Annotated in this window: 19 protein-coding genes; 8 read left to right on the plus strand and 11 right to left on the minus strand. The window is 64.0% G+C overall.

Going from position 1 to position 21,781, the window contains the following annotated elements:
• Window positions 1-6 precede the first annotated feature (6 nt).
• The 10 genes from JQ587_RS32095 to lptF all read right to left on the minus strand — a co-directional run bounded on the left by JQ587_RS32095 (window position 7) and on the right by lptF (window position 10,290).
• Window positions 7-198, minus strand: a complete 192-nt coding sequence (locus JQ587_RS32095) for a hypothetical protein (RefSeq protein WP_200299952.1) — start codon at window positions 196-198, stop codon at window positions 7-9.
• Between the two features lie 206 nt (window positions 199-404).
• Entirely contained in the window at window positions 405-869 is a 465-nt protein-coding gene (locus tag JQ587_RS36810) for a hypothetical protein (protein ID WP_249154624.1), read from the minus strand.
• Between the two features lie 446 nt (window positions 870-1,315).
• Entirely contained in the window at window positions 1,316-1,543 is a 228-nt protein-coding gene (locus JQ587_RS32105; protein WP_212428004.1) for a hypothetical protein, read from the minus strand.
• Window positions 1,544-1,617: 74 nt separating this feature from the next.
• On the minus strand, window positions 1,618-2,676 hold the full coding sequence (locus JQ587_RS32110) for an alcohol dehydrogenase (protein WP_212299394.1): 1,059 nt from the start codon (window positions 2,674-2,676) through the stop codon (window positions 1,618-1,620).
• Between the two features lie 25 nt (window positions 2,677-2,701).
• The gene (gene rsmA / locus JQ587_RS32115; protein ID WP_212428005.1) at window positions 2,702-3,556 is read right to left on the minus strand and encodes a 16S rRNA (adenine(1518)-N(6)/adenine(1519)-N(6))-dimethyltransferase RsmA; all 855 of its coding nucleotides are present in this window, start codon (window positions 3,554-3,556) and stop codon (window positions 2,702-2,704) included.
• Window positions 3,556-4,566 carry a 4-hydroxythreonine-4-phosphate dehydrogenase PdxA gene (pdxA, locus tag JQ587_RS32120; RefSeq protein ID WP_212428006.1) on the minus strand — a complete coding sequence of 337 codons (1,011 nt, stop codon included), beginning with the start codon at window positions 4,564-4,566 and terminating at the stop codon, window positions 3,556-3,558. The genes rsmA and pdxA overlap by 1 nt, the downstream gene beginning before the upstream one ends.
• Entirely contained in the window at window positions 4,566-5,498 is a 933-nt protein-coding gene (locus JQ587_RS32125) for a peptidylprolyl isomerase family protein (RefSeq protein WP_212428007.1), read from the minus strand. The genes pdxA and JQ587_RS32125 overlap by 1 nt, the downstream gene beginning before the upstream one ends.
• 42 nt (window positions 5,499-5,540) lie before the next feature.
• Window positions 5,541-8,027, minus strand: a complete 2,487-nt coding sequence (locus tag JQ587_RS32130) for an LPS-assembly protein LptD (protein WP_212428008.1) — start codon at window positions 8,025-8,027, stop codon at window positions 5,541-5,543.
• Window positions 8,027-9,124: an LPS export ABC transporter permease LptG gene (gene lptG, locus JQ587_RS32135; protein ID WP_212299404.1), complete on the minus strand. Its 1,098-nt coding sequence runs from the start codon at window positions 9,122-9,124 to the stop codon at window positions 8,027-8,029. The genes JQ587_RS32130 and lptG overlap by 1 nt, the downstream gene beginning before the upstream one ends.
• On the minus strand, window positions 9,121-10,290 hold the full coding sequence (gene lptF, locus JQ587_RS32140) for an LPS export ABC transporter permease LptF (RefSeq protein ID WP_212428009.1): 1,170 nt from the start codon (window positions 10,288-10,290) through the stop codon (window positions 9,121-9,123). The genes lptG and lptF overlap by 4 nt, the downstream gene beginning before the upstream one ends.
• A gap of 342 nt (window positions 10,291-10,632) precedes the next feature.
• Between lptF and JQ587_RS32145 the strand changes: the two genes are divergently transcribed.
• The 3 genes from JQ587_RS32145 (at window position 10,633) to JQ587_RS32155 (ending at window position 13,248) form a co-directional block, all read left to right on the plus strand.
• Complete coding sequence (locus JQ587_RS32145) at window positions 10,633-12,132, plus strand: leucyl aminopeptidase (protein ID WP_212299407.1); 1,500 nt, start codon at window positions 10,633-10,635, stop codon at window positions 12,130-12,132.
• The gene (locus tag JQ587_RS32150) at window positions 12,129-12,581 is read left to right on the plus strand and encodes a DNA polymerase III subunit chi (protein ID WP_212428010.1); all 453 of its coding nucleotides are present in this window, start codon (window positions 12,129-12,131) and stop codon (window positions 12,579-12,581) included. The genes JQ587_RS32145 and JQ587_RS32150 overlap by 4 nt, the downstream gene beginning before the upstream one ends.
• A gap of 166 nt (window positions 12,582-12,747) precedes the next feature.
• A complete protein-coding gene (locus JQ587_RS32155; protein ID WP_212299819.1) occupies window positions 12,748-13,248 on the plus strand; it encodes a hypothetical protein in 501 nt (166 codons plus the stop codon).
• 28 nt (window positions 13,249-13,276) lie between these two features.
• Here the strand turns inward: JQ587_RS32155 and JQ587_RS32160 are convergent, their stop codons facing one another.
• Complete coding sequence (locus JQ587_RS32160; protein ID WP_212428011.1) at window positions 13,277-13,486, minus strand: hypothetical protein; 210 nt, start codon at window positions 13,484-13,486, stop codon at window positions 13,277-13,279.
• A gap of 398 nt (window positions 13,487-13,884) precedes the next feature.
• Between JQ587_RS32160 and JQ587_RS32165 the strand changes: the two genes are divergently transcribed.
• The 5 genes from JQ587_RS32165 (at window position 13,885) to JQ587_RS32185 (ending at window position 21,635) form a co-directional block, all read left to right on the plus strand.
• Window positions 13,885-14,187, plus strand: coding sequence for a DUF485 domain-containing protein (locus JQ587_RS32165; protein WP_212299412.1), 303 nt, complete (start codon window positions 13,885-13,887; stop codon window positions 14,185-14,187).
• Complete coding sequence (locus JQ587_RS32170; RefSeq protein ID WP_212428012.1) at window positions 14,184-15,875, plus strand: cation acetate symporter; 1,692 nt, start codon at window positions 14,184-14,186, stop codon at window positions 15,873-15,875. The genes JQ587_RS32165 and JQ587_RS32170 overlap by 4 nt, the downstream gene beginning before the upstream one ends.
• 116 nt (window positions 15,876-15,991) lie before the next feature.
• Window positions 15,992-17,794: a putative nucleotidyltransferase substrate binding domain-containing protein gene (locus JQ587_RS32175; protein WP_212428013.1), complete on the plus strand. Its 1,803-nt coding sequence runs from the start codon at window positions 15,992-15,994 to the stop codon at window positions 17,792-17,794.
• Between the two features lies 1 nt (window position 17,795).
• A complete protein-coding gene (locus JQ587_RS32180; protein ID WP_212428014.1) occupies window positions 17,796-18,467 on the plus strand; it encodes a 3'-5' exonuclease in 672 nt (223 codons plus the stop codon).
• 318 nt (window positions 18,468-18,785) lie between these two features.
• Window positions 18,786-21,635, plus strand: coding sequence for a beta strand repeat-containing protein (locus JQ587_RS32185; RefSeq protein ID WP_212428015.1), 2,850 nt, complete (start codon window positions 18,786-18,788; stop codon window positions 21,633-21,635).
• Window positions 21,636-21,781: the final 146 nt, after the last annotated feature.

Consider the following 21,781-nt stretch of genomic DNA (forward strand, 5'->3'; position numbering starts at 1 on the left):
ATCTGGCTATCCCATGCGCCTGTTGCTGGTGTTTTGGGTAAGGTTGCCGTGCGCGGCCTGCTCACGGATGTTTTGTTTCTCGTCGTCGCGATGGCCCTTGGTGGTGTCGACGGGAACTGTCGGCGCACTGCCGGCGCCCTTGTGGCTCTGGTTCTCGTCGGGAACTGGCTGCACCGTTTTTGTCAGCGGCTTCGTCATGCAATTCAGACTCCGTCGTTGCCTTGACGGGAGGCCAACGCACGGGACGCGCAGGGTGTTCCAAGCCGAAGTCCGAAGTGATCAGGCGCTCGTGCTTGAGGACCTCCTGCTTGCGGGACGAGGATCCGTCAGCTGGCGTCACGCTGTCCCGGCACGGGGCTCTCTGCGAACCGTCTCGGGGGATCGTTCGTTACCCTCGCGCGCCGCTAGCCGCGCTTGCGGTACTTTCCGATCGTCTGCTTGATGCCGTCGATGGCTTCCAGCAGAAGCGGCGTCAGGGAGAACAGCGTCCCCATCGCAATGGCAAAGATGGTGTGGCGCAGCGAGATCTTCTCATCCTCATCGAAGGCATAGGCACTCCGGTCGATCGGAACAGACGCGAGTCCGCTTGAAGCGCGCGCCTGATCCAGCTTCCGCGGCTTGCGCGGTGGGATCAAGATCACGACGAAGAGCACGTTGATCAGGAGCCAGATGCCGAGGACGGTGAGCACGGTCTGCATTGAAAAACCAAAGGCAAAGAAAAGAAATGTGCTGGCGATTTGCAGGACCATTGAACGGCGGTTCGCGCGCCAATGCAAGTTGTGCTTTCGATTAACGTAAGTTTCGGGGAAAGGACGACTATCGGTGTTCAGCACGGCTGGACGCGAAAAGTCGGGCGCATGCGGGTCCATCCTCGGAACTCAAACGATCGATGTCGGCCACCAATCCGACTGCTGATTCGCGGTCAACGCGTTAACGAGACGGCCGCGTCGCCATCGCCAGTATGAACCCATCGGCTCGATGCCATCGAGGCGTGCCCGGTAATTCGCATTAACGATTCCTTACGCGGGCGGCAGCCGCCGGCCTGGCACAGGCAGGTCAAGGGTCAAGATGACGCCGCGGTGGCTTGCGACGATGCGTCTTGAGGGTTTTAAGGCGCTGGGGCGCAGTCCGCGTTGCATGCTTGCCACGCCTCGAACTCTGTTCACGGCCGGAGAACTACGGAATTCTATACCGGAGCACGCGCTCAGGAGTGAACATAGGGCATGCGCGAGTCGCACCCGCTCTGCCCGACGGATCGCTGGCCTCCTACGTCACGCCGCCAGGCCGGCAGGTCCGAAGGCGTTGCCTGACGCCGCTAGCCGAGGCGGGCTTCGCGCGCGGCCAGCGGGCGGTTCGAGTTCCGGTATGCGTCGATCGCTTTGTTGGCGAGCATCAGCGGCCGGCGCTCGCCGGTCTTGAGCTGCGCCTCGATCGCATCGAGAAGAATGTTGGCGGACGCGTCAGGCGGGCCGAGCTCGCCGGTCTTCTCGAGGAAGCTCCAGGCGATGAAGAATGCGCTCTCGACGGTGCAGCGAATGGACATGCGCTGCCAACGCGATGCGGGCGCAGCCGTTCCGTGCGCGGCCGCGAGACGAGCCTCTCGCGGCCGGCTGAAACTCAGTTCTTCAGCACGATGCGGCCGACGACCTTGCCGGCGCGGAGCTCGTCGATCCACTTCTGGACATCGCCCATCGGCTCTTCACGCATCGGCGTCGGCTTGATCTTGCCGGCGCGGGCGAGCGCCATCAGTTCGTGGGCTTCCGCGAGCGTGCCGACCATGAAGCCTTCGACGGTGAGGCGCTTGTAGACCCATTGCACCATCGGCAGCGTGAACTGGCCGCCCATCAGGCCGGAGACCACGACCTTGCCGCCGCGCGCGGCGACCGCGACCGCAAAAGCCATCGATTTCTCGTTGCCGGCGAAATCGACGACCTCGTCGAAACCGCCGTCGGTCTCCTTCAGGATACGCTTGATCACGTCGGGCTCGGACGGATCGTAGGCGTTGGCCGCGCCGTTCTTCAGCGCGGTGTCGCGCGCGGCCGGCGACAGATCGGCAACCGTGATCGGCTGCTTGAACATCGCCTGCGCGAACGACAGGCCCATCATGCCGACGCCGCCGAGACCGACCAGCAGCAAGTTGCGCTGACGCGGACGGTCGACCAGGCGCTTGAGCGCACCGTAGGCGGTAACGCCGGAGCACATCAGGGTTGCGGCCTGGTTGACGGGCAGGGGATCGTAATCGAGCAGATATTTCGCGTCGGGCACCAGCACGTGGGTGGCGAAGCCGCCGTCGATGGAGACGCCGAGGAAACGCTGCTTGGCGCAAAGATTTTCGTCGCCATTCTTGCAGTCGCGGCACTGGCCGCAGCCGATCCAGGGAAACACCGCCTTCTTGGTTCCGACGAGGCTCGCCGGCACGTCGGGCCCGACTTCGTCGACGACGCCGGCGATCTCGTGGCCGAGCGTGAACGGCAGCGACATGCCGCGCGTGGTGTCGAGCTTCTTGCCGCCGCCGAGATCGGCGTAGCCGTCCTGGATGTGCAGGTCGGAATGGCAGAGGCCGCAGCGCTCGATGCGCACCAGCACCTCACGTCCCTGCGGCTTCGGCGTATCGACGATGGTCTCGCACAAGGGCGCATCGAACTTGACCAGCGACTGCCGACGCATCAACGCCATTTTCTTTCCTCCGGAATATGAATTGTCAGGTTTCGCTGCGTATATCCGCCAATTCACGCGCCATGGCAACAAAGCCGGAGATCGGAATGGTCTCGGCGCGCCGCGTCGCATCGACGCCGGCCGCTTGCGCAAGCCGTGTGGGATCGACACCGAGCGATTTCAGGCTCTGCCGCAGCATTTTCCGGCGCTGGCCGAACGCGGCGGCTGCGACCTGTTCGAGCATCTTGCGATCGCAGGGCAGAGGCTCCGCGCGCGGCTTGAGGCGCACGACGGAGGAGGTGACTTTCGGCGGTGGCACGAAGGCGGATGGAGAAATGTCGAACAGGATCTTTGTCTCGCAGCGCCAGTTGGCGAGCACACCGAGCCGGCCATAAGCCTCCTCGTCCTCGCGCGCGACGATGCGCTCGCCGACCTCGCGCTGAAACATCAGCACCATCATGTCGTACCAGGGCGGCCAAGGCTCGGTGGTGAGCCAGTTGATCAGAAGCTGGGTCGCGATGTTGTAGGGCAGGTTCGCGACAATCTTGGCACGCTCGCCCGCGAGCAGCGGGCGCGGATCGAAGCTCATGGCATCGCCATGCACGATCTCGAGCCGGCCGGGATAGCGCGCGGAAATATCCTGCAGGGCGGGAATCGCGCGCTCGTCATGCTCGATCGCGATGACGCGTCTGGCGCCGAGCGCGAGCAGCGCGCGTGTCAACCCGCCCGGGCCCGGACCGATCTCGACGATGGTGCTCTCTTCGAGCGGCGCCGCCGCGCGCGCGATGCGTGCCGTGAGATTGAGATCGAGCAGAAAGTTCTGGCCCAGCGATTTGCGCGCCGACAGCGCGTGCTGGCGAATGACCTCGCGAAGCGGCGGGAGGTCGTCGATCGCGCTCATCAGGGCGTCGCAGCCGCCATGCGGCTCGCCAGCTTCAGCGCGGCAATCAGGCTCGCGGGGTTCGCTTTGCCGGTGCCGGCAATGTCGAAGGCGGTGCCGTGATCGGGCGAGGTGCGGATGAAGGGCAGGCCGAGCGTGACGTTGACGGCATCGTCGAACGCCACGGTCTTGATCGGGATCAGCGCCTGATCGTGATACATGCAGACCGCGCAATCATAGGTGTCGCGTGCGGCCTCGTGGAACATGGTGTCGGCGGGCAGCGGGCCCCTGGCGTCGATGCCGTCGTTGCGCAACGCCTTGAGCGCCGGTGCGATCACGGTTTGCTCCTCATGGCCGAGCGAGCCGTCCTCGCCGGCATGGGGATTGAGCCCGGAGATCGCAATGCGGGGACGGGCAATGCCGAAGTGAGATCTGAGCTCGGTCGCGACGATGCGCACGGTTGAGACGATGAGATCGCTGGTGAGCTGGGCGAGAGCATCCCGCAAGGATACGTGGATCGTCACCGGCACGACCGCGAGCCGTGGCGACCACAGCATCATCACAGGCTGCGGTACGTGGCCGTCCGTGCTTGCGAGCTCGGCCAGGAATTCGGTGTGACCGGGATGGCGGAAGCCGGCGCGATAGAGCACGCTCTTGGCGATCGGGTTGGTGACGACGGCGCTGGCACGGCCGGCGCGCACGTCGCTGACAGCCTGACGGATCGAGGCGAGTGCAGCCGGCGCGCTCGAAGCATCGGGCTTGCCCGGGGCGGCGGTCGCATGCTCGCCGGTCGCAACCACGGGCAGGGCGTCAGTGAAGGCGGCTGCGGCTTCGGCCGGGCTCACGGCCGCGATGCGGATATCAACACCGAGGGCGCTGGCGCGCTGCGCGATCAATGCGTCGTCGCCGAGCAGGTAGAATGCGGGCAACCCGAGCTCGCGGCGCCTGAGCCACGCCGCGATGGTGATGTCGGGGCCGATGCCGGCCGGCTCTCCGAGCGTCAGTGCGAGGGGCTTTGCGGGAGCGGCCATCAGCGGTTGCGATATTCGATCATCGCCGCCTTGCGGAGCTCGTCGAGATAGGCCCTCTGGGTCTTCTCGTACTTCTCCGTATACATCTTCTCGCGGATCTCGCGCTTCTTCGGCGTATCGATCGTGGTCGGCTTGCGCGAGCACAGCACGACCATCTCGATGCCCGCCTTGGTCACCTCGGGGGCGGTGAGGTGGCCGATCGGCGTGTCGTCGAGCACCTTGCGGAGCGGCTCGGGCAGGTCGGCGGTGGTCTTGGTGACGCTCTCGCGAATGGTGGCGTTCGGCGTCGAGCGGAACAGCGAATTGGCTTCCTCGCAGCTTCCGATACGCGCGCGATATTGCTCGGCTTCCTTCATCCGCGTCTCCTGGAAGGCGGAGGACGAGCCACGCGGCACGATCAGCACGATCGGCTGCATCTTGTATTCGGTGCCCTCGATCTGGAGCTTCTCGTCCCCGCTTTCCCGCACCTTGTCGGCGACGTCCTTCTCGCCGATCAACAGCTTCTCCTTGAAGCGGCCGCGCACGAGGCTGGTCCAGACCATTTCGGACTTCATGCGGCTCTTGATGGTGTCGGGGCGCACGCCTTTGCTCTCGAGCGACTTGGTGAGCTGATCGGGCGAGATGCGCATGCGCTGCGCCATGCCTTCGTAGGACTGGTTGACATCGGAAGCAGTGGGGTCGACGCCGTATTTCTTGCCTTCCTTCAACTTGATCTTGTCGTCGATCAGCATGTTGATGACGTCCTGCCGGCTCGGGGTCTTCTGCGTCGTCAACTGTTCGAGCTTGGAGCGCTGCTCGACGTCGAAATCGGTGATGGGATCGCCGTTGACCATGACGACGATGTTCTGCGCTCGCGCTGGCGCGCCGGCGAGAGCCAGGACGGTACCGAGAACGAGAAGGAGGAGACGGAAAACAGGCAATGGGGTCGTCATGGTTGTCGCTCGCATGTCAGCCGAGCAGGGCACGCGATCGGGTCACGGCGTGTAGCTCGAACCGCTTGTCCCCGAGGAGTTTGCCAGCGTTCGCAGGCCGATCTGGAACATGAACGCGTGGCTCAGCACGGGCGGCGTGGTGCCCGCGGAATAGCTATACGAAGTTACATAGTTCGCCGCCAGCACGAAGCAATCGTCGACATAGCCGGCGCCGAGCACATACTGATTGATCTTGTTGGCCTCGAGGTCCCAACGGGCCGAGCCCGTCACCACCCAATTGGTCGCAACCTTGATCGAGCCCGACGTCAGGATGCCCTCGCGGCGGGTCAGGTAGCCGAGTTCCGGCTGCGGCGCGTAATTGCCGTACATCACGGCGACCGACCAGCGATTGAAGTTGGCGCGGCCTTCGGCTTCGAAGCGCTGGACGTTCCAGGTCTGCTCATCCATGCGGGAGCGGACGCTGAACGTATAGGTGCTGTTCGGCGAGTAGGCGGCGCTCGCCACGTAATCCGAGCGCGGCTTGTCGAGGCCGGAATTGATGCCGGTATTGATGGAGTCCTGCACCGCGTAGGAGTTCATGCCGAACAGCTGGTAGGACTGGCCGAACAGCACCTTGACGGCGCCGCCCCTGTCGAACTGCGTGGTCGCCTGCACGCCGACATTGGCGCGGCCGCCGCCCTCGACGCGATCGTAGCCGGAGAACTTGTCGACGCTGAACAGGTTCGAGGCGTCGAACACCATGCTCTGCGCATCCTCATTCGGAAGCTTGCCGGCATAGGTTTCGTTCGGGCGGATGATGATCTGCGCGATCGGCTCGATGGTCGTCGAGCCCCAGGGCTGAACGTTGATGAAGGGATAGCGGTATTCGAGGCCCACGGTCGGCATCAGGCGGAACGCCTGAGTGTCGCCGACGGGCAAGTAGTTCGACACGCCCGGCTGGTTGGAGACGTCGGCGTTGATCGCGTCGGCGCGCAGGATCGCGAACGGCGTCCAGATCTCGCCGAACGGATCGGTGAAGGACTTGCGCCACTGCGCCTCCGCCGTCAGGCGGGTGTAGGTGCCGGGGAAGCCGCGCAGCAGGCACTGCGACGGCGTGCGCGCGAGCGGATCGGCCGAGGTCGTCGTGCACAGGCCGCTGGTGTTGGCCGTCGTCGTGATCGGATCGAATGCCGCATCGTTACGCGTCAAATTGACGAAGTTGGTCTTGTAGGAGACCTCGCCGCCGAAGACCGGATAGTTGAGCACGTTCGAGTAGTCGATCACGGGATAGACGACCGGAACCTGCTGCTGGTTGCCCGAGAAGCTCGTCCAGTACATCGTGCGCGCGTCGAAGAAGCTGCGATTGCCGACGCCGGTCAGATAGAGCTGCGACAGCGCATCCGTCGGCAGGTTCAGGAACGAGCCGAGCGGATCACGATAGGCCGACAGCCGGTAGTCCGACATGAAATAGTAGTCGGAGAGTAGAACGCCGTCCCAGCCCCAGACCCATTTGTCATTCAGCGCGAACTGGCCCTTGGTCTCGACGCCGCCGCGGAACTGGCGGTCGCCCGGCTGGCCGGCGAAATTGCCGGGGTTGAGCTGGTCGATGCCGTAGACGCGAACCTGGTAGGCGCCGTCCATCAGGCGCTGGCGGAATTCGGCCTGGAACAGCACGCCCTGCTTGGAGGTGATGCGCGGGCTGAAGGTCGCGTCCATGTCGGGCGCGATCGCCCAGTAAAACGGGACTTCGACGCCGTAGCCGAACGCCGTGTAGGAAGTGAAGCCCGGCATCAGGAAGCCGGTCTTGCGCTTCACGGTCGGGTCGGGCGTCGAGAAGTAGGGCATGTAGGCGATCGGCACACCGAAGAACTCGAGCTGTGCCGTCTCGAAATACAGCATCTTCTCCTGCTGGTCGTGGATGATGCGGGCACCCTTGACCTGCCAGAGCGGGGGCTTCTTCGGGTCGTCCTTACACGGCGCGCAGGCCGTGTAGACGCCGTTCTCGAACACCGTGTAGTTGCCGCTTGAGCGGTCGGCGCGGGTCGCGGCCATGCGGGTCTGGTCGGCGGTGTCCACGCGCAGCGAATCGACGAAACCGTCGCGGTAGTCGTCGGAGAGATCCAGGATCTCGGCATAGGTGATCTTGCCGTCGGCATCCGTCATGCGGATGTTGCCTTCGGCATGCAGCCGCTTGGTCTTCTGATCGTAGATGACCCGGTCGGCCTCGACGCTGGTGCCGTTGTAGAACAGCTGGACGTTGCCGACGGCCGAGACGCGCGAATTGTTGTAGTCGTAATCGACCTCGGTCGCCTGCACGAGCATCTGCCCGTCATTGGCGGCCTTGGGCGGCGTCGGACGGGGCGGCCGCGGATTGTAGGTGAAGCTCTGGGCGGCGGCCGGCGCCACCGCGGCAAGATCCATCATGCCGGCGAGCGAGGTGACGGCGACGACGGCCAGCAGGAGCTTGCGGATGGACAAGCCGCCCCCGTTCGCGCGCACCAGGGTGCGCGGCGCCCAGCCAGGCATCTGTCCTCGGCGGACGGCCGTCACTATCCGTCCTCCAGATACAGCAAGGCCAAAAAGCCGGTGAGGCCGCCCACCACTACGGGCAACCACGCCGCAGCGATCGGATGCATCAACTCAGCCTTGCTCAAGTCTTCAGTCACTTTCGACAGAACGTAGAGCAGAAAGCCTGCGCCCACGCCACTCAAAACCATCTTCTGTACGCCGCCCATCCGGAAGAAGCGCAGCGACACGGAAGCCGCGAGCATCACCATGGCGGCGAGCAAAAACGGCTGTGCCAGCAGCTTGTAATACTGGAGTCGATAACCCGCTGTCGCGAACCCCGAGCTCTCTGACGAGCGGATGTAGCTCGGCAGTTGCCAAAAGGACACAGTCTCGGGTGTGGAAAAGCTGTTGCGAACCTGCGCTTCGGTCAGCGTCGTCGGAATCTCCAGGCTGGCCTGGTCGACCGGCGGGGAATCGAGCGAGAAGCGGCGCACGCCCTTGAACAGCCAATGGCCGGCCTCGAGCGTCGCCTCGCGCGCCTCGATCCGCTCCTTGAAGTGCTGCTCTGTGTCAAACCGGAACAGGGTGAGCCCCGTCAGCCGGACGCCCTGCTGCTCGCTGCGCGCCGCGTTGATGATGGTCTGGCCGTCGCTGGTGACCTGGTTGAGCCAGAAGCCCGAAGCGTCCTGAATGCCGCCGCCGGGCGCCGAGCCGAACAGCTCGGCTTCCATGCGCTTGGAGAGCTCGCGCAAGTTCGCCGACGTCGGATTGTAGGCGACGGTGGCGATCACCCCGATCAGCAGCGCGCTGCCGAGCGCCGGCGCGACGATCTGCCAGGCCGAGATGCCGGCGGCGCGCGCGACCACGAGCTCGAGCCGGCGGGAAAGGTCGAGATAGCAGACCATGGCGCCGATCAGCATGCAGAACGGCGTCAGCTTCTCCAGCAATTGCGGTACCCGGAACAGTGAGGTCTCGGCCACCATGATCGCGGAGGCGGACGCAAGCCCTGAAGTCTTGCGCACCATCTCGATGTAGTCGACCAGCACCAGCAGCAGGAAAATGCTCGCGAACACGCCGAGTGCGGCGACCACGAAGCGGCCGGCGAAATAGCGCCCGAGCGTGTTGGTCAGCATGCTCATGCGGTGGCCGGCCGTCCGAACAGCCGCGCGATGCGCGCGTTCGACCTGTTGATGGCTTCCATCAGGCCGGGCGGCGGCTCGACCACGATGCCGCCGATGATCATCCACAGCCCGGCGCCGATGGCCCCGAGAACCATCGCGTATTGCACCAGCACCGGGCCGGTCGATTTCACCGCCATCACCGAGCAGGCAAAGCCCGCCATGCGCAGGCCGAACACCGCGAGGATCGAGGAGCCGATCGAGAAATTGCGGCTCTGGCGGGTGGTGCGCGGCGCGCCGAGGAAGGCGAAGGTCAGCACGGCAAAGGCAAACGGATAGATCGGCGCCAGCAGGCTGTCATGCAGCGCCGAACGGAACTGCCCGGGAATCTGCTTGTAGACCGGATCGTCCTCGGACGGCGAGAACAGCTCCCACAGATAGCGCTCGCGGATGCCGAGGGTGACGTCGTGGCCTTGGTTGCCGAACTTCGACATGTCGAAACCGTAGCGGCCGAACGCCACCAGCGCAGGATCGCGCTTGCCGGCCTCGAAGCGCTGCAGATTGCCGTCCTTGAGCACCAGGAACGAGCCGTTCTCGTTCTTCACGACCTCGCCATGCTCGGCGACGATCGAGACGCGCTCGTTGGGATCGCGACGGTCGTCGATGAAGATGCCGTCGAGAATGCCGCCGGGCTTGCGCTCGCGAATGCGGATCGTGAGGTTCTTGTCGAGCTGGGCGAAGCGGCCGGGCTGCAGGATGTTGGTGAGCACGTCGGCGGTGATCTCTGCGTCCCATTGCTTGATCCGCCGCATGCCGTCGGGGGCGAGGTAGGCCGCGATGAAGGCGACCAGCAGCGCCACCACGCAGGTGGCGTAGAAGAACGGATAGAACAGCCGGAACGGCGAGAAGCCGGCGGCATTCATCACGATGATCTCGGAATCGGTCGCGAGCTTGTTCAGCGTGTGCGAGATCGCGATCATCAGCGCGATCGGCGAGATGATCAGCACCAGCGCCGGGATCACGAGGCTGGTGATGCCGAGGAAGGTCATGATGGTTTGACCCTGGCTCGTCATCAGGTCGATGCCGCGCAACGCCTGCGTAATCCAGATCACGCCGGTGAGGCTGACCAGGACGAGCGCAAACGACGCCAGCGTCGTGCGGAAAATATACCTGTCGATCGACCCCATGCGCTACCGCACGAATCCCACCAAAGCCCCAACGCGCGCACCGGAAGTTCTTCTGGCCAACCAATCCCCTGACGGGGATCCCCAAGGCCGGCCAATCACCTCTTCCGGAGGCTCACCTTCTCACTACCATCCCTTTGATCCGTCAACAAAATGGCTGACCCATGGCACCCTCAATATATGGTTAATATTTCCCTGGTTGTGACCTGTCGGCCACGGGCGGTGCTTGGCAGCGACCGCGCCTCTGGCCCATAGTGGGGGCAGACGAGTGAATCGCCGTTCAGCTCCGGCTTTCGGCCGGTTCCCCCATTTGGCAAAAAGCCCCACGTTTTCGAGGAGTTACCCATGTCCGATGCCATCAAGGTCGGCTTCGTCCCGTTGGCCAGTGCCGCCCGTGGCATCCTGGTCGTGTTTTGTGACGACGCTCTGAAGCTCGGTCCGGCGACGGCCAAGGCGCTCGGGGGAGCTGGCGAGATCGTGAAGCGGGCGGCGGCCGCCGCCTCATTCAAGGGCAAGAGCGGCGCCGCCCTGGACATCCTGGCCCCCGAGGGCTTGAAGGCCGAGCGCCTGATCGTGATCGGGACCGGCAAGGCATCCGGCCTGAAGGGCAACGATTTCCTCAAATTCGGCGGCCTGGCGGCCAGCAAGCTCAAGACGGGCACGGCCGCCATGACCATCCTGGCGGAACTGGCCACCGGCGCCATGACCAGCGAGCAGGCGGTTGCGATCGCCTCGGGCCTGCGCTTACGCGCCTACAAGTTCGACCGCTACAAGACCAAGAAGAAGGATGGCGAGGAGGGCGCCCTGCGCGCTGATGTTTCGCTCGCGGTCGGCGATGCGGCCGCTGCGAAAAAAGCCTTCGCTGCAGCCGCTGCGGTGGTCGACGGCGTCATCATCGCGCGCGATCTCGTCAACGAGCCGCCGAACGTGCTGTACCCCGAGGAGTTCGCGCGCCGCGCCGGCCAGCTCAGGAAACTCGGCGTCAAGATCGAAGTGCTCGACGTCAAGGCGATGCAGAAGCTCGGCATGGGCGCGCTGCTCGGCGTCGGCCAGGGCTCGGCGCGGCCGAGCCGCACCGTGATCATGCGCTGGAACGGCGGCAAGGCGGGCGAGGCGCCGGTGGCCTTTGTCGGCAAGGGCGTCTGCTTCGACACCGGCGGCATCTCGATCAAGCCGGCCGGCAGCATGGAGGACATGAAGGGCGACATGGGCGGAGCGGCCTGTGTCGTCGGCCTGATGCACGCGCTCGCAGCGCGCAAGGCCAAGGTGAATGTGGTCGGCGCCATCGGCCTCGTCGAGAACATGCCCGACGGCAATGCGCAGCGGCCGGGCGACATCGTTACCTCGATGTCGGGACAGACCATCGAGATCATCAACACCGACGCGGAAGGCCGCCTCGTGCTGGCCGACGTGCTCTGGTACGTGGCCAAGAAGACCAAGCCGAAATTCATGGTGGACCTGGCGACGCTGACGGGCGCGATCGTGGTCGCGCTCGGCACCGATCATGCCGGCATGTTCTCCAACAATGACGAGCTCGCCGAGCGCCTGCTCGCGGCCGGAATCGAGAGCGGTGAGAAGGTCTGGCGCCTGCCGCTCGGCCCCGAATACGACAAGCTGATCGATTCCCAGTTCGCCGACATGAAGAACACCGGCGGCCGTCACGGCGGCTCGATCACGGCGGCGCAGTTCCTGCAGCGCTTCGTCGACGGCACCCCCTGGGCGCATCTCGACATCGCCGGCACCGCGATGGGCGCTCCCAAGACCGACATCAACCAGAGTTGGGGATCGGGCTACGGCGTCCGCCTGCTGGATCGTCTGGTGGCCGATCATTACGAGCGCAAATGACGGAAGTGCTGTTTTACCATCTTCAAAACATGACGGTTGAGAACGTCTTGCCGCCGCTTCTCGAGAAATCGCTCGAGCGCGGCTGGCGCGTCGTGGTGCAGTCGACCTCGCCGGAGCGCGCCGATGCACTCGATGCGCACCTATGGACCTATCGCGACGATTCCTTCCTGCCGCATGCGACATGGCGCGTGAACGATGTGGCCGACCAGCCGATCGTGCTGGCGATCGAGGCCGACAATCCGAACGGCGCCAATGTCCGTTTCCTTGTCGACAACGCCGCCTTGCCGCAGGATGCGGAGGGCTATGAGCGGATGGTGCTGCTGTTCAATGGCGATGACCCGGATGCGCTTGCTGCTGCCCGCAGCACCTGGACGGATTGCAAGACGCGCGGATTTGAGGTCACTTATTGGCAGGCCGACGAACGGGGTCGGTGGCAGCGGCGGAATTAGCGGCCGTTCCCGATTAATGATAATTTGGTCTTTCCCGGCCAAACTGGTTTCGGCCACCTTCGTGCCGCAAAGTGATGTTGGGACAATCGCTTAGGGCCTCTCCTTCATGCGGGGAATTTAGTTCATCGTGCGGCATCAAAAGCTTCCAAAGTCGCTCATAGTTGCGCTGGCCACTGTCGCGCCGCTGCTCGCGGGCTGCGCGGGCGGAACCGATCTGCTGGCGTCCGCCAAGGACGCCGAATGGTTCAACAAGCCGAGCCGCCTGTTCATCAAGAACATCTCGATCGAGTCGCCGCCGCTGACCCCCGACAAGCCGGTTGGCGCTGAAGATCTCGTCAGCGCCGACGGCGCATGCCCCGGCATGACGCCGCCGCCTGGACCTGCCGACGCCAATGCTTCGACGACGGCGCCTGCGCCCATGGGCGGCACGGTCGCGCTTGGCCACACCGAATGCGATGTGGTGCGCGGCATCGGCGCGCCCGCGAACGTCAATCTCTCCAGCGATGCGGCAGGACGGCGCGTCGCGGTGGTCACCTGGACCACGGGCCCGCGCGCGGGCATCTACACCTTCACCTCCGGACGCCTGTCCGCGATCGAGGGCTCGCCGGAGCCGCAACCGACGCCGAGAGCGGTGAAGCCGAAGGCGAAGAAGAAGGCGGCGACGTAACGCGTCGGCCGCCGTCCGCCCATCTAGATCATGGCGCGGCCTTGCGACCTTTGATCGCTGTGGCCAAGGCGTGAACCGTGATCGCTCCAGAGGTGCTTGCCGGCCGCGGCGCCTGCAGTCGGCGTTTGAGCTCCTTGCTCTGCGCTTCCGGCAGCTTTCCGACCACACCGGTTGGGGGGCTCACCGCCATCGACAGCCAGCAATCGTCGACGTCGGCGAATATCCGCTCGACCACCAACTCGCGGGTTTCGACATCGCTCAGACCGAGATCCGCCCGGAGCGCCTTGGGCTATCCCTTCATCATTCCCTTGTTTGCCTATCGCCTGGGTTGGAAATCGCTTGGGCTGAAAATGCCGATCGTTCTTGACCGTAGCGCCCGATCATCCGCAATGCGCTGACGCAAATTGCGTCCAACCAGACCCCAAATGCGCGCAAGCGACGCGGGCCATTTCGTCGACAGACGCGGATATTTCCAATTGACGCGCCGCCTGCAGACACATTCGCACGGGATCGACCGCGCTTGATCTGGATCATGTCGCTCGTGCGGCCGCCGGTGCAGGGTCGGACGGCTCCCCCGAGAGAAGGGGCTGCCGTCATGGCAAGAAATTTCAGAGGATCATCCAGGGGATCATTGACGTGAGCAACCTCGCAAAGATTGAACGCGATCCGAATTACCAGGAACTGGTGCGCCGACGTTCGTCGCTGGGCTGGCTGCTGTCGGCGATCATGCTTTTCATCTATTTCGGCTTCATCCTGCTGGTGGCCTACGCTCCCAAGTTTCTGGGAATACCGCTGGGTGGCGGCGTGACGACGATCGGTATTCCGATCGGACTGTCCGTCATCGTGCTCGCCTTCGTGCTGACGGGCATCTACGTCCGTCAGGCCAATTCCAGCTACGACCTACTCATCCGCAAAATTGTCGAGGAGAACCGCTCGTGAAGAGATTCGCCTGGCTATCGGTAATTCTGCTCGCAAGCGTGCCCACCATCGCGCTCGCGGCCGGCGCCGTCGAGGGCGGCTCGAAGCAGGCGATCAACTGGTCGGCGATCGGCATGTTCGTCGGGTTTGTCGGCCTCACGCTCGCCATCACCTATTGGGCCGCCAAGCGGACCGCGTCGGCTGCAGATTTTTACTCGGCCGGCGGCGGCATCACGGGATTCCAGAACGGACTTGCGATCGCGGGCGACTACATGTCGGCGGCGTCGTTCCTCGGCATATCGGGTCTCGTCTACACCTCGGGCTACGACGGCCTGATCTACTCGGTCGGCTGGCTCGTGGGATGGCCGATCGTCACTTTTCTGATCGCCGAGCAGTTGCGCAATCTCGGAAAGTTCACCTTTGCCGACGTTACGTCGTTTCGGCTCGGGCAGACCGAGATCCGGATCCTGGCGGCATGCGGCTCGCTGGTGACTGTTGCATTCTACCTGATCGCGCAGATGGTCGGGGCCGGCAAGCTGATCCAGCTATTGTTCGGTCTCGATTACTGGATCGCAGTCGTCCTGGTCGGCGGCCTGATGATGATCTACGTGACGTTCGGTGGAATGAAAGCGACGACGTGGGTGCAGATCATCAAGGCGGTGCTGTTGCTCGCGGGTGCGACGTTCATGGCCGGAGCCGTCCTCTACAAGTTCGGGTTCAGCCCGGAAGCCCTGTTCACCAAGGCAACCGAAGTGCATCCCAAGAAGCTCGCGATCATGGAGCCCGGCTCTCTGATCTCCAACCCGCTCTCGGCTATCTCGCTCGGACTGGCGCTGATGTTCGGAACGGCGGGCCTGCCGCACATCCTGATGCGCTTCTTCACCGTGAAGGACGCCCAGGCTGCCCGCAAGTCGGTGTTCTACGCCACCGGTTTCATCGGCTACTTCTATATCCTGACCTTCATCATCGGCTTTGGCGCGATCACGCTGGTCTCGACCGACGCGATGTTCCTGGACGGCAGCATCCTCGAGAAGACCAAGAGCGGAATCGCGGCGATCAAGGGCGGCTCCAACATGGCGGCGATTCACCTCGCGAATGCGGTGGGCGGCAATCTGTTCCTTGGCTTCATTTCGGCTGTCGCCTTCGCCACGATCTTGGCCGTCGTCTCGGGGCTGGCTCTGGCGGGCGCATCATCCATCAGCCACGATCTCTATGGCATGGTGATCAAGGGCGGGAACGCCAATGAACAGGACGAGATCCGCGTGTCGAAGATTGCGACACTGGTGCTCGGCGTGCTCGCGATCTTCCTCGGCATCGTGTTCGAGAACCAGAACGTCGCCTTCATGGTCGGCCTTGCCTTCGCGATTGCGGCCTCCTGCAATTTCCCGGTGCTGGTGATGTCGATCTTCTGGAAGGGCCTGACGACGCGGGGAGCAGTGGTCGGCGGCTTCCTGGGGCTGGTCAGCGCGGTCGTCGGTGTGGTGCTCTCGCCGGCCGTCTGGGAGGTGACGCTTGGCTTCGCCAAGGGCTCGGCTCCGATCAAGCTGGACAATCCGGCGCTGTTCTCGATGGCCATTGCCTTTGCGGGGATCTGGCTGGTCTCGATCTTGGATCGCAGCAAGCGTGCCGCGGTCGATCGCGATGGCTTCGATGCGCAATATGTCCGCTCCCAAACTGGTATCGGAGCTGCTTCGGCGACGGCTCACTGAACGAGGGGCCGGGGATGTCGCTTCGGCACCGGCCGGGTCAGTTGGCCTCGCCGGTGCGACCCGTTTGATGGTCAATCGCCGGGTCCTCAGGTCGTCCGCGTCCTCGAAAGGCCGAAATGCCCAAGGCGTTCGATATCAGCAACCCGCCGTTCGATCGTCTGACGCCGAACGAGGCCGAGACGCTGCGGGCGGCGCTCGACATCGCCTACTTCAGCCCGGGAGAAGCGATCATCAGGCGGGACGCTGCGGCGGAGGCACTCTATGTCGTGATCAAGGGCATCGTCGAGGAGCGGAGCGAGGTCGACCTGCTCGCATTGCTCGGCCCCAAGGACACGTTCGACAGTCGCACGCTCGTTCACGATCATAACGGCCACCAGTTTTTCGCCCGCGACGAGACGCTCTGCTATGTCATACCCAGGAAGGTCGCCCTCGATCTGATCAAGGCCAATCCGCGCTTTGCCGCGTTCTTCTACCGCGAGATCTCCCAGAAGCTTGACGAGCTCGCCAACGACGAGGAGGCGCGGCGCTACGGCTCGTTGATGCACGCCAAGGTCGGCGAATTGTTCCTGCATCCGCCGGTATTTCTGGCGGCCAGCGACACGATCGAGACCGCTGGACACTTGATGCGCGACATCAATAGCAATGCGCTCTTTGTGCGGGACGGCGAGCGGGTCGGCATCGTCACCGGCATGAATCTGTCCAAGGCGGTGGTGCTAGGGCGCCAGTCCATCCAGACGGCGGTAGGCACGCTCGCGAATTACGACGTCGTTTCCCTGCGACGCGACGATTTCGTATCCTCGGCTCTCTTGCTGATGACCAAGCACAACAAGCGGCGGCTTGCCGTGCGCGAGGATGAGGAATTCGTCGGGATTCTGGAGGAGATCGACCTGCTGGGATTTCTGGCAGGAAGCGCCCAGGTCACGGCCGGCCGCATCGATCGTGCCTCGAGCCGGCAGGACCTTGCCACCGCAGCGCGCGAGATCGAGACGCAAACGCGCGTGCTGCGCCGGCAAGGGGTCAAGGTGGAGGTCATTGCGGAGATCGTCTCCGATCTCAACCGCCGCCTGCTGTCGCGGTTGTTTGACATGGTCGCGCCGGCGAAGCTGCGCACCGGCAGCTGTCTGATCGTGATGGGAAGCGAGGGACGGGGGGAGCAGACCGTACGGACCGATCAGGACAACGGCCTCATCCTGGCCGGCCCGGTGCAGGGTGAGATCCTGGACGCGTTCCGTCACGACTTCTTCGACTCGCTTCAGAGCTTCGGCTTTCCACCGTGTCCTGGCGACATCATGGTGCGCAATCCGGCCTGGTCCAGGCCGCTCTCCGACTATCTCGCAGATCTGCGCCGCTGGATCGTGCTTCCCGACCAGGCCGGGCACATGAATGTGGCCATCATCTACGATGCGCAGGCGATCGCGGGCGATGAGCAACTCCTAGACGACGCCAAGACGGCGCTGATCGATATGACCCGGGGTGAGCAGGCGTTCATGGCCCACTTTGCGCGCGCGGTCGATGCGTTCGAAACGCCGATCGGCCTCTTCAATAATTTGATCACGTCCGAGGGCACGGGAGACGCGCTCGACCTCAAGAAAGGTGGCATCTTTCCGATCGTGCACGGCATTCGCAGCCTGGCGCTCGGACAGGGGCTGCGCGAGACCTCCACCGACAAGCGCATCTCCCGGCTCTGTGACTTCGGCGTGCTGCAAGCAGACTTTGGACGCGATCTGAAACAGGCCTTCCGGTTCCTGTTGATGCTTCGGCTCGACGGCCAACTGGCCGCCTCAGCCGGCGCATCGGGGACACTGGTGCGACCGGCGCACCTGTCCAGCATGGAACGCCACCTCCTGCGTGACGCACTCCAGGTGGTGAAGAAGTTTCGCGAGATCGTCGGTCATCACTTCAAGCTCGGCATGTTCTAGAATGCTGCCTCGCGCGATCAAGCGACTGTTGCACCAGGCCACCCTGAGTGACCAATCCTACCGCTTCATGTTCGGCCGCGCGCCTGACGACGAGTTCGTCGTCATCGATTGCGAGACTACGGGTCTCAACGTACGAACGGACGACGTCGTCGCGATTGCCGCGATCAAGATCCGCGGCAATCGAATTTTGACCAGCGCGCGTTTCGAAGCCATCGTCCATCCTGACAGAGAGCTCGGGGCGGAGGCGATCAGAGTTCACCACTTGCGCCGGTCCGATGTCGAAGCTGCGCCGATCGTCTGGAAGGTGTTGCCGGGCCTTCTGCACTTCATCGGGCCGCGCCCGTTGATCGGCTACTATGTCGACTTCGATGTCGCCATGCTGGACAAGTACATTCTGCCGCTGGTTGGAATTGAGCTGCCCAACGAACGCATCGAAGTGTCGCGGCTTTACTACGACCGCAAATACGGTGACGCGCCGCCAAATACCTCGGTCGATCTGTCATTCGCCGCGATTCTCCACGATCTCAGCATTCCGCCGCTAGGACAGCATGATGCCTTCAACGACGCATTGATGACGGCGATGATGTTCGTGCAGTTACGTGACCTGACCCGGCGCGGCGTGCGCATCCCGCGCCAACGTACCAGCCCGGTTTTCAATCCGACCGGGGCATGATCGAGGCCCGGTGCGGAGGAGCAGATTGCCCAACAATTGCAGATGGGAATGCACGCGAGCGAGCAATGGCACGACGTAAACGTTGATGTTAACTCCGGCATCGTTGCACCCGTCCAAGCTGCGCCACATAGCGCGTCCATCCCGAGTGTGTTCATCCCGCCGAAACGACAGCTCATGCGCTCGGAAGACCGGCCCGCAGGAAATCTGGAGGAAATCTCCAGAAAAATCACGCGCGTCTCAAGCTCCGCTTCAAGAATGTCTTGCCGGCGGCTGCTACGCATCGAGAGGAGGGGCTAGATCGATCGAAGGATTGTTTGGATGTCTATTACCTCGGTTTTTTCCCCGGTTACGGGGCAGCTCACGATTTTCGGCGACAGTGCCAATAACGGCCTCGTGATCGGACGCGACAGGTCCGGGCGCATCCTGATCAATAACGGGCACGTGAAGACGGCCGGCGGCACGCCCACCATCGCCAACACCAACGAGATCGACATCTTCGGTCAAAGCGGCGACGACACGATCACTGTCAATGAATGCCGCGGTGCGATGCCCGCGGTGCACATTTTCGGTGGTGACGGCAATGACAGGATCACGGGCGGCTCGGGTAACGACCTGCTGCTCGGGCAGGCCGGCGACGATGTGATCAAGGGAGGCGGCGGCAACGATCTGTTGTTCGGTGGCGCGGGCAACGACATCCTGGACGGTGGCAGCGGCAACAACCAATTGTTTGGCGAGGCCGGTAACGACCTCATGATCTGGAATCCCGGCGGCGGCAGCAACGTTGTCGAGGGCGGTGACGGCAACGATACGGCGCAGATCAACGGCAGCAACGCCTCGGAGATGTTCACGATCACCGCGAACGGCACGCGCGTGCGGTTCGACGAGACGGGTCCGGCACCATTTTCGCTCGACATCGGTACGACGGAGAACCTCGTGCTGCACGCCGGTGGTGGTGACGACGTCATTACGGCCGGAAACGGACTCGGCAGCCTGATCTCGCTGACGCTCGATGGCGGCGCCGGCAATGACCGGATCACCGGCGGTGACGGCAACGATCTTCTGATTGGCGGTGCCGGCGACGACGTCGTCAGTGGTGGACGTGGCAACGACGTCGCCCGGCTCGGCAGCGGCGATGACACCTTCATCTGGAATCCCGGCGACGGCAGCGACACGGTCGAAGGCGGATCGGGCAACGACAAGCTGCTGTTCAACGGTGCCAACATCAACGAGACCATCGACATCTCGGCCAATGGCGGGAGAGTGCGCTTCACCCGCGACGTCGCTGACATCACGATGGACCTCAACAGCATTGAGCAGATCGAGTTCGATGCGCGCGGTGGCGCCGACAACATCACCGTCGGCGATCTCAGCGGCACCGGCGTCAAGGAGGTCCTCGTCGATCTCGGAGCCGTGCCCGGCGGGACGCAAGGCGATGGCGCGGCTGATACCGTGACCGTCAATGGAGCCAACGGCGATCAGCACATCCAGGTCACGTCCGCCGGCACCACCGTGACGGTGACGGGCCTGGCTGAGGTCGTGACGATCGCGAATGCAGAGACTGCCAATGACCACCTGGTGATCCAGGCGCTCGGCGGCAATGACGTCATCGACGCATCGCTGCTTGCCGCGGCGATCGGGCTGACCATCGACGGCGGCGCGGGAAACGACACCATCACCGGCAGCCAGGGCGCCGACACCCTGATCGGCGGTGACGGCAATGACAAGGTCACCGGCGGCCGCGGCAATGACGTCGCGCTCCTCGGTGCGGGGGACGATCTCTTCACCTGGAATCCCGGCGACGGCAGCGACACCGTCGAAGGCGGCACGGGAACGGATACGCTGGTGTTCAACGGCTCCAACGTGGCCGAGACCATGGCCATCTCCGCGAATGGAAGCCGCGCGCTTCTCACCCGCGACGTCGGCGCCATCACCATGGATCTCAACGGCGTCGAGCACGTGCAGATCGCCGCTGCCGGCGGCGCCGACACTATCACCGTCAACGATCTCACCGGCACCGGTGTCACGCACGTCGCCATCGACCTCAGTGCCGGCCCCGGCAGCACGAGCGGAGACGGTGCGGCGGATCGCGTGACGGTGAACGGCAGCGCCGGCGACGACAATATCAAGGTCGTGACCTCAGGCGGATCGATCGTGGTCGACGGCCTTGCCGCGCAGGTCACGATCGCGCATGCTGACGCCGGTGACGTGCTCGCCGTCAACGGCGGGCCCGGCAACGATGTCATCGATGCCTCCGCGATCAAGGCCGGACAATTGTTCAGCCTCAACATCAACGGCGGCGACGGCACCGATACCATCACCGGCAGCGCCGGAAATGACATCGTGGCCGGCGGACGCGGCAATGATTTCGCCAATCTCGGTGCGGGTGACGACACCTTCGTCTGGAATCCCGGCGACGGGAGCGACACCGTCGAGGGCGGCAAGGGTACCGACATGCTGGCGTTCAACGGCGCCAACATCAACGAGAACATCGGCATCTCGGCCAATGGCGGACGGGTGCTGTTCACCCGCGACGTCGCCAACATCGCGATGGACCTGAATGGGGTCGAGCATATCGACTTCAACGCCCTTGGTGGTGCCGACAATATCACGGTCAATGATCTCTCCGGTACCGGCGTGAACCAAGTCAATCTCGACCTCGGCGCCAATGACGGTGCTGCTGACACCGTGACCATCAACGGAACCGCCGGCAGCGACGTCATCACTGTGACGGAGCACGATGGCATCGTCACGGTGTCCGGCCTCGGCCAGGACATCAACATCACCGATGCGGGCGCGGGCGACAGGATCGTGATCAACGGCCTCGATGGCGACGATGTCATCACGGCTTCCGGCCTGCACGGCGGCATCCAGCTCGTCGCCAATGGCGGTAACGGCGACGACGTCCTGATCGGCAGTCCCGGCAACGATACGCTGACGGGCGGTGCGGGTGATGACGTGTTGATCGGTGGCGGCGGCCTTGATGTCCTCGATGGCGGCAGCGGCAATAACGTCATCATCCAGGGCGGGGCGGCCGTGGCGGCTGCCATGCTGCTCAACCAGGCCATGGCAGCGAGCTTCGTTCCCGCAGGCGATGATCATGGCGCGATGCCGCTGGCCGATCCGCACGCGGCGCAGACCCAGACGCTCGCTCCGCCGCAGCACGCCTGACAGTAAGGCCTGACGGGATGAGCCTCGACTAGTGCGCCGACAAAGGTGCGTTCCCTCCCCCCCCTGTGGGCAGGGCTATCGCATATGACCGAACAGGGCGAGGAGGAAGCTGTTGTCCCACCCCGCGCGCTTGATTTTGCGACGTA

Origin of the sequence: Bradyrhizobium manausense (assembly GCF_018130615.1) — a bacterium.
Classification (GTDB): Bacteria; Pseudomonadota; Alphaproteobacteria; order Rhizobiales; family Xanthobacteraceae; genus Bradyrhizobium; species Bradyrhizobium manausense_A.